Origin of the sequence: Sabulibacter ruber (assembly GCF_017355955.1) — a bacterium.
GTDB lineage: Bacteria > Bacteroidota > Bacteroidia > Cytophagales > Hymenobacteraceae > Nibribacter > Nibribacter ruber_A.
On record NZ_JAFFID010000198.1, the window covers coordinates 1 to 247 of the forward strand.

1 protein-coding gene is annotated in these 247 nt (G+C 57.1%); it reads right to left on the reverse strand.

Annotated elements, in window-relative coordinates; genetic code table 11:
- Positions 1–38: 38 nt before the first annotated feature.
- A partial coding sequence (locus JT719_RS25030) for a hypothetical protein (RefSeq protein ID WP_207436490.1) occupies positions 39–247 on the reverse strand: 209 nt, incomplete at its 5' end.

Sequence of the window (247 nt, forward strand, 5' to 3'; positions counted from 1 at the left end):
TACGGAGTATCTGGAGGCCGTTCCTTGCCGTTTGCTGGTCAGATGACCGCGAACAGGCGGGACTTCTCGATCCAGGCGTTCATGAAGGCAATGAAGCCCTTCAGGAAGCTACCCGAGGAACGCTTGTCGGTACCGAAATCCGAATAGGTCGCGTAGGTCATTTTCGTCTCCGTCGCTCGATGGGAAGAATGAGGTCTGTCGGTTTGGCTTACTCGCGGATCAGCGCCGGTAGATCCATGGCGGAGCG